General features: G+C 74.3%; 7 protein-coding genes. 3 read left to right on the top strand and 4 right to left on the bottom strand.

Annotation, left to right across the window (positions count from 1 at the left end):
- Positions 1-20 precede the first annotated feature (20 nt).
- Together nagA and BI06_RS23755 are read right to left on the bottom strand one after the other, a co-directional pair.
- Entirely contained in the window at positions 21-1,193 is a 1,173-nt protein-coding gene (gene nagA, locus BI06_RS23760; RefSeq protein ID WP_043471217.1) for an N-acetylglucosamine-6-phosphate deacetylase, read from the bottom strand.
- Positions 1,190-2,134 (bottom strand): ROK family protein, encoded by a 945-nt coding sequence (locus BI06_RS23755; protein ID WP_030393664.1) that lies wholly within the window; start codon positions 2,132-2,134, stop codon positions 1,190-1,192. Before BI06_RS23755 ends, nagA begins: the two co-directional genes overlap by 4 nt.
- A gap of 360 nt (positions 2,135-2,494) precedes the next feature.
- Here BI06_RS23755 and BI06_RS23750 point away from each other — a divergent pair, with 360 nt between their 5' ends.
- Positions 2,495-3,778: an extracellular solute-binding protein gene (locus BI06_RS23750; protein WP_233290265.1), complete on the top strand. Its 1,284-nt coding sequence runs from the start codon at positions 2,495-2,497 to the stop codon at positions 3,776-3,778.
- A 58-nt stretch (positions 3,779-3,836) separates the two neighbouring features.
- On the opposite strand, the gene BI06_RS23745 is transcribed toward BI06_RS23750, so the two are convergent.
- Positions 3,837-4,187 (bottom strand): cupin domain-containing protein, encoded by a 351-nt coding sequence (locus BI06_RS23745; protein ID WP_030393666.1) that lies wholly within the window; start codon positions 4,185-4,187, stop codon positions 3,837-3,839.
- A gap of 104 nt (positions 4,188-4,291) precedes the next feature.
- On the opposite strand from BI06_RS23745, the gene BI06_RS23740 reads away from it, so the two are divergent.
- Positions 4,292-4,597, top strand: a complete 306-nt coding sequence (locus BI06_RS23740) for a DUF3263 domain-containing protein (protein ID WP_043471211.1) — start codon at positions 4,292-4,294, stop codon at positions 4,595-4,597.
- Between the two features lie 65 nt (positions 4,598-4,662).
- Positions 4,663-5,514, top strand: a complete 852-nt coding sequence (gene otsB, locus BI06_RS23735; RefSeq protein WP_043471208.1) for a trehalose-phosphatase — start codon at positions 4,663-4,665, stop codon at positions 5,512-5,514.
- Here the strand turns inward: otsB and BI06_RS23730 are convergent.
- Entirely contained in the window at positions 5,489-6,967 is a 1,479-nt protein-coding gene (locus tag BI06_RS23730; RefSeq protein WP_043471205.1) for a trehalose-6-phosphate synthase, read from the bottom strand. The two genes, otsB and BI06_RS23730, sit on opposite strands and share 26 nt — an antisense overlap.
- Between the last annotated feature and the right edge of the window lie 29 nt (positions 6,968-6,996).

Here is a 6,996-nt window from a genome sequence, read left to right as displayed (position 1 = left end):
GTTCGTCGTGCCGGGAGGGGTCAGACGGTGGTGATCGGGGCGAAGCGGTCGCCGCCGAGGATCCACTGGCCGCGGCGCATGACGGCGACCAGGTCGTACGTGGCGGAGTCGACCACGACGAGGTCGGCGAGCTTGCCGGTCTCCAGGGTGCCGACCTTGTCGGCGAGGCCGAGCAGCCGGGCCGGGACGGTGGAGAGCGACTCCACGGCCTGGTTCAGGCTGAGGCCGTTGACCGTCACCGAGCGCTTGAAGGCGACGTCCAGGGTGAGCGTCGAGCCGGCGATCGCGCCGCCCTCGACCAGTCGGGCCACGCCGTCCTTGACCTCGACCTGGAGCGGGCCGAGGGGGTAGAGGCCGTCGCCCATGCCGGCGGCGCCCATGGCGTCGGTGATGAGGGCGACCCGGGAGGCGCCGGCGGTGCCGTAGGCGAGGTCGAGCACGGAGGGGTGGAGGTGGACGCCGTCGTTGATGAGCTCGACGGTGACCCGCTCGTCCTCCAGCAGGGCCACGATCGGGCCGGGGGCGCGGTGGGCGATGCCGGGCATGGCGTTGAAGAGGTGGGTGGCGACGGTGGCGCCGGCGCCGATCGCCTCCAGGGTCCTGCTGTAGTCGGAGTCGGTGTGGCCGACGGCGGCGATCACGCCGAGGTCGGCGAGCATCCGGACCGAGTCCAGGCCGCCGGGCAGTTCGGGGGCGAGGGTGACCATCCTCGCGTGGCCGCGGGCGGCGTCGACGAGCTTGCGGACCAGGGCCGGGTCGGGGTCGCGCAGCAGGTCGGGGCGGTGGGCGCCGCAGCGGTTGCGGGAGATGAAGGGGCCCTCGAAGTGGACGCCGGCCACGACGCCGTCCTCGGCGAGCTCGGAGAGCACGGCGGCCTGGCGGGCCAGGTCGTCGATCTCGCCGGTGACGGTGGAGGCGACGGTGGTGGTGGTGCCGTGCTCGAGGTGGGTGCGGGCGGCGCGCAGGGCCTCCTCGGCGATGCCGGAGGCGTAGGAGGCGCCGCCGCCGCCGTGCACGTGCAGGTCGACGAAGCCGGGCACGACGGTGTACCCGGCCAGGTCGAGGTCGCCGGGGGTGGCGGTACCGCCGAGGCCGGCGATCCGCTCGCCCTCGACGGCGAGGCGGTCGCCCTCGACCACGCCGCCGGGCAGGACCAGCCGGGCGCCGGACAGTGCGAGTCGGTCCGCGGTCACGCGGTCACCTCCATGGAGAGCAGATCCCAGGCGAGCAGGCCGGCGCCCAGCGACGCGGCGGTGTCTTTGAGCATGGCGGGTACGACCTCGGGGGGCATCTGGAACGTCAGCCGCTCCGTGACCGCCGCCCGCAGGGGGGTGAAGAGGGTGTCCCCGGCCTCGGCCAGCCCGCCGCCGACGATCACCCGGGACGGGTCGAGCAGGCTCTGGGCGAGCACGATGCCGTCGGCCAGGGCGTCCACCGCGCGCTGCCAGACCGCGACCGCGCGCGGGTCCCCGGCGTCCACCGCGACGGCGCAGGATGCCGCGTCGGCGTCGGGGTCGCCCACGGCCTCGGCCCAGGCGCGGGAGACGGCGGAGGCGGAGGCGAGGGTCTCCAGGCAGCCCCGGGCGCCGCAGCCGCAGGCGGGGCCGCCGGGGCGGACCACCACGTGGCCGATCTCGCCGCCGTAGCCGTGGGCGCCGGCCTCGATCCGGCCGTCGATGCCGATGGCGCCGGCGATGCCGGTGCCGAGGGCGACGAAGAGGAAGCGGTCGACACCCCGGCCGGCCCCGAGCCGGCCCTCGGCGAGACCGCCGGAGCGCACGTCGTGGCCGAGGGCGACCGGCATCGCGCCGTCCGGGCCGGCCAGGCGCCCGCCCAGCAGGGTGCGCAGGGGCAGGTCGCGCCAGCCGAGGTTGGCGGAGAAGACCGCGATGCCCCGCTGTTCGTCGATCGTCCCCGGGACGGCGACTCCGGCCGCCAGGGGCGCGACGCCGAAGCGGGCGCGGCCTTCGTCCGCCAGATCGGCGGCGAAGTCGAGGATGGCGGCGACCACGGCGTCCGTGCCGTGTTCCCGCCCGGTCGGGCGTCGTGCTTCGAACAGCACGGAGCCGTCCTGGGCGAGCAACGCGGCTTTCATGCCGGTCCCGCCAACATCGAGTGCGATGACGTGCTTCACGGGGGACAGTTTCCCTCGGTCCGGTCTAAGAGGTCTAGTCCAGTTGTCGCATTGGTCTGGTCCAAAGGGGTGAGCTTTGTCGCAGAAGTGTGCGGTGTGCGGCACTTTGCGCGGGCCGCCGGGTGAGTCGCCGGGAGGGCGCGGGTGGGCAGGACCGGGCGTCCGGGAGGTCGGATTCGCGGATTTTGTTGCGCGGTGTGCAACAAATCCCGCACTTCGATAACTACCCGGCCTTCGGGGGCCGGAGGTCTGGACCACCGCATGCCCGGTTTGGCACCCTTGCGGCCTCCCCCCGGCCGGATCTCCCCCTGATCCGGTCCGTTCCCCCTCAGCAGGATCCCCCCGAAGGCGGTACCCGCGTTGGACAGGCGCGCCCAGGTCCCCACCCGGTTGTTCGGCGTTTCGATGGCCGGCGCCCTGGCCGGAGCCCTCGTGCTCACCGGCTGCGGCGGCCAGGACAACGGTCCGGTCACCCTCCGGCTGGTGGCGGCCGACTACGGCGAGAGTGCGGACACCAGCTCCAAGCTGTACTGGGACGACGTCGCCCGCCGCTTCGAGACCGCCAACCCGGGCATCAAGGTGGACGTCGAGGTGGCGAGCTGGACCGACATCGGCAAGCGGGTCGACGAGCTGGTCAGGACCGGCAAGTCCCCCGACCTGCTGCAGACCGGCGGCTTCGCCGACCAGGCCGCCGCGGACCGGCTGTACAACGCCTCGGACGTGCTCTCGCTGGAGACCCAGGCGAACATCATGGAGTCGTTCTCGCACGCCGGGCAGGTGCTCGGCACGCAGTACGGCATCCCGTTCGTCTCCTCCTCCCGGGTGCTCTTCTACAACAAGGCGATCTTCCAGAAGGCGGGCATCGCCCAGCCGCCGACCACCTGGAACGAGCTCAAGGCGGCCGCCGAGAAGATCAAGGCCAAGGTCCCGGGCGTCACCCCGTACGGGCTGCCGCTGGGACCCGAGGAGGCGCCGGCCGAGTCGATGCTCTGGACGCTGAGCGGCGGCGGCAGCCTCTCCGACGACGTCGGCAACTACACCATCGACAGCGACAAGAACCAGGCCACCTTCAACTGGCTGCGGACCAACCTGGTCGCCACGGGCCTGACCTACCCCGAGCCCGGGAAGATGAACCGCACCCCGGTGTACAGCGACTTCGCGGCCGGCAAGGTGGCGATGCTCAACGGCCACCCGACGCTGCTGCGGATGGCCACCAACGGCAAGATCGACTTCGGTACGGCCCCGATCCCCAAGAAGGACGGCCTGGCGAAGACCGGCAGCCTCGGGGTGGCCGACTGGATGATGGCGTTCAAGGCCAACGGGCACAAGAACGAGATCCGCCGCTTCCTCTCCTTCGTCTACAACAAGGAGAACCAGCTCAAGTTCGACGAGACCTACAACCTGCTGCCGGTCACCCAGGACGCGTTCGACGCCATGACCGCGGATCCGAAGCACGCGGACCTCAAGCAGTTCGCGGCCGGGCTCGGCAACGCGAGCTTCTACCCCTTCGGCGACCCGGCCTGGGCCGAGGTCTCCAACCGGATCAAGACCGGCATCGGGGCGGCGGCGACCGCCGAGCCCAAGCCGGTGCTGGAGGACCTCCAGCAGGCGGCGGTGAAGGAGGCGGCCCGGATCCGCAAGTGATCCGGGCCCGGCCGGCGGGGGTCGGCGGCGGGTGATCGCGGCCCGTGGGCGAGCGCGGTCAGTAGGTGATCGCGTAGACCTTGCGGAGCGTCTCCCGCACGGTCCAGGTGGTGCGGTCGCCCTCCTGGAACACCCCGGCGACACCCGGGCCGAGCTCCAGCACCGGGCCGCCGTCGACCACGACGGTGGCCCGGCCGCTCAGCACCACGAAGACCTCCGCCGCCTCGGTGTCGGTGACCACGCCCGGGGTGATCTGCCAGATGCCCGACTCGCCGGAGGCGGACTCGGAGAGCACCAGGCCGGACACCTCGGGGGTGCCGGAGACGATCTGCGCCGGGTCGAGCGGGTCGGGCTCGAGCTCGGCGCTCGGGACGTGCAGGGCGAAGGCGGCGGTCGGGATGCTGGTCATGGGGCCGACGCTAGTCGGCGGACCGGGGCTGCGCAGCGGGCAGGGTGTGTCGGGTCCGCGGGGGAGAATGACACTCCGTAGTGATGGGCGGAGGTGGGCCCCGGATGGGCGCGGACGAGGAAGCGGAGCTGCCGGAACCGGAGCGGACGGACGGTCCGGAGCAGCAGGCCGAGCCGGCCGGACCGGCCGGGCTGGACGCCAGGGACCGGGCCGTGCTGGCGCTGGAGGCCCGGAGCTGGCGGACGGCCGGCGCCAAGGAGCGGGCCGTCCGGGAGGAGCTGGGGCTCTCCAGCACCCGGTACTACCAGCTGTTGAACGGGCTGCTGGACCGTCCGGAGGCGCTGGCGCACGCCCCGGTGCTGGTCAACCGGCTGCGCCGGGTCCGCGACGCCCGCCGGGCGGCCCGGTAGAGGTCACCCGCGCGCGGGCCCGGCCCGACCGATTGCCCCCGCCCGGGCTGGGTACGTTGCCGGGCATGGGCCTTTCCGACATTGCGCGACCGCTGACGGACGCCGGACGCACGGGGCTGGCGGCGCTGCTCGCCGCACCTCGTGACGCCGTGATCGCCCTCGACTTCGACGGGACGCTCGCCCCGATCGTCCCCGACCCGGACCGGGCCAGGGCGGACCCGGGCGTGGCACCCGCGCTGCGCGCGCTGGCGCCCCGGGTCGGCGCGGTCGCGGTGGTGACCGGCCGGCCGGCCGCCCTGGCGGTGGAGTACGGCGGGCTGGCCGGGATCGACGGGGTGGTGGTGCTCGGCCACTACGGCGCCGAGCGCTGGGAGGACGGCCGGCTGACCGCGCCGCCGCCGCACCCGGGCGTGGCCGCGGTGCGGGCGGAGCTGGCGGAGCGGCTGGCGGCGCTGGGCGCGCCCGAGGGCACCTGGGTGGAGGACAAGGGCCGCTCGGTGGCCGTGCACACCCGGCGGACGGAGGACCCGACGGCCGCGTTCGAGCTGCTGCGGGCGCCGATGGAGCGGCTGGCGGCCGAGCACGGGCTGGTGGTGGAGCCGGGCCGGCTGGTGCTGGAGCTGCGGCCGCCGGGCGTGGACAAGGGGGCGGCGCTGACCGGGCTGCTGCGCGAGCGCGGGGCGCGTTCGGTGCTCTACGCGGGCGACGACCTGGGGGACGTGCCGGCCTTCGCGGCGGTGGAGGGGCTGCGGCCGGAGGGCCTGGCCGGGCTGCTGGTGTGCAGCGGCGCGGTCGGGGACGCGCCGGTGCGCGAGCTCGCCGACCGGGCGGACCTGGTGGTCCCGGGCCCGGCCGGCGTGGTGGAACTGCTGGTCGCGCTGGGGGAGGAGCTCAGCCGCCCGGTCGCAGGGCGTTGAGCTGGTCCAGGAACCACTGCTGCGGCGGCAGCGCCGTCGCCGCGGCGGCCAGCCGCTTGGTGCGGTCGGCCCGCTCGTCGGCCGGCATGGTGAGCCCGGCGTGCAGCGCCTCGGCGGTGGCCACGATGTCGTAGGGGTTGACGCTCAGCGCGTCCTGGCCGAGCTCGGAGTGCGCGCCGGCCTCCCGGGAGAGCACGAGCGCGCACCCCTGGTCGGAGACCACCGGGACCTCCTTGGCGACGAGGTTCATGCCGTCCCGGATCGGGTTGACCAGGGCCACGTCGGCCAGCCGGTAGGCGGCCAGCGAGCGGGGGAAGTCGTCGTCGACGTGGAGGACCAGCGGCCGCCAGTCCGGGGTGCCGAACTCCGCCTCGATCTCGGCGGCGAGCGCCCGCACCTGGTCGGTGTAGGCCCGGTACTCGGCGAGGTCGGTGCGGGACGGGTAGGCGAAGGCGATGTGGACCACCCGGTCGTGCCACTCCGGGCGGGTGCGCAGCAGGTGCCGGTAGGCCAGGAAGCCGCGGACGATGTTCTTGCTCAGTTCGGTGCGGTCGACCCGGACGACGGTGCGGCGCTCGCCCACGGTCGCGCGCAGGGTGGCGAGCCGCTCGTCGACGTCCGGCCGGTGGGCCCGCTCGCGCAGGAAGTCGGCGTCGGCGCCGAGGCCGTGCACGCCGAGGGCGGTGGTGCGGCCCGCGTGCGTCACGGTGAGCGCCTCGCGGTCGACCTCCGCGCCGAGGTACCGCTCGCAGCAGTCGGCGAAGGCGAGCGCCCAGCGGCGGGTCAGGAAACCCGCCCGGTCGGCGCCGAGGATGCCGGTGAGGACGGCCTCGGCGATGTCGTCGGGCAGCAGCCGCAGGTACTCGGGCGGCGCCCAGGGGGTGTGCGAGAAGTGGCCGATCCGCAGATCGGGGCGGGCGGCGCGGAGCAGCTCCGGGACGAGCGAGAGGTGGTAGTCCTGCACCAGCACGGCGGCCCCGGGGGCGGCCTCGGCGGCGAGGGCCTCGGCGAAGGCCGTGTTGTACGCGAGGTAGGCCTCCCACTCGGTGCGGAAGCCGGCGTCGAAGACGGGGGCGGTCGGGGTGTTCCAGAGCAGGTGGTGGACGAACCAGAGGGTCGAGTTGGCGATGCCGTTGTAGGCGCGGGCGAAGGTCTCCGGGTCGATGCCGAGCATCCGGACGGCCTGGCCGCCGACGTCGTGGCCGGCCCGGTCGAGCCGGCCGTCCGGGGCCTCGCGGGCGGCCCTGCGGTCGGCGTCGGAGAGGGCGGCGCAGACCCAGACGGCGTCCGGGTCGTCGATCGCGGACAGCCCGGAGACCAGTCCGCCACCGCCTCTGCGGAGGGTCAGTGTGCCGTCGTCAGCGGTGCCGAAGGAGACCGGCCCCCGGTTGGACGCCACCAGTACCGCGGCGGCGCCGGTCGGATTCGAACGCTCGGTCGTGAGATCACCCATGGTTGGTTCGTTGCCGGGGGTCCGGGGCG

It is taken from the genome of Kitasatospora sp. MBT66, from assembly GCF_000710405.2.
GTDB lineage: Bacteria > Actinomycetota > Actinomycetes > Streptomycetales > Streptomycetaceae > Kitasatospora > Kitasatospora purpeofusca.
The sequence above is the reverse complement of the archived record's forward strand: the minus strand, read 5'-3'. Positions and strand labels throughout refer to the sequence as shown.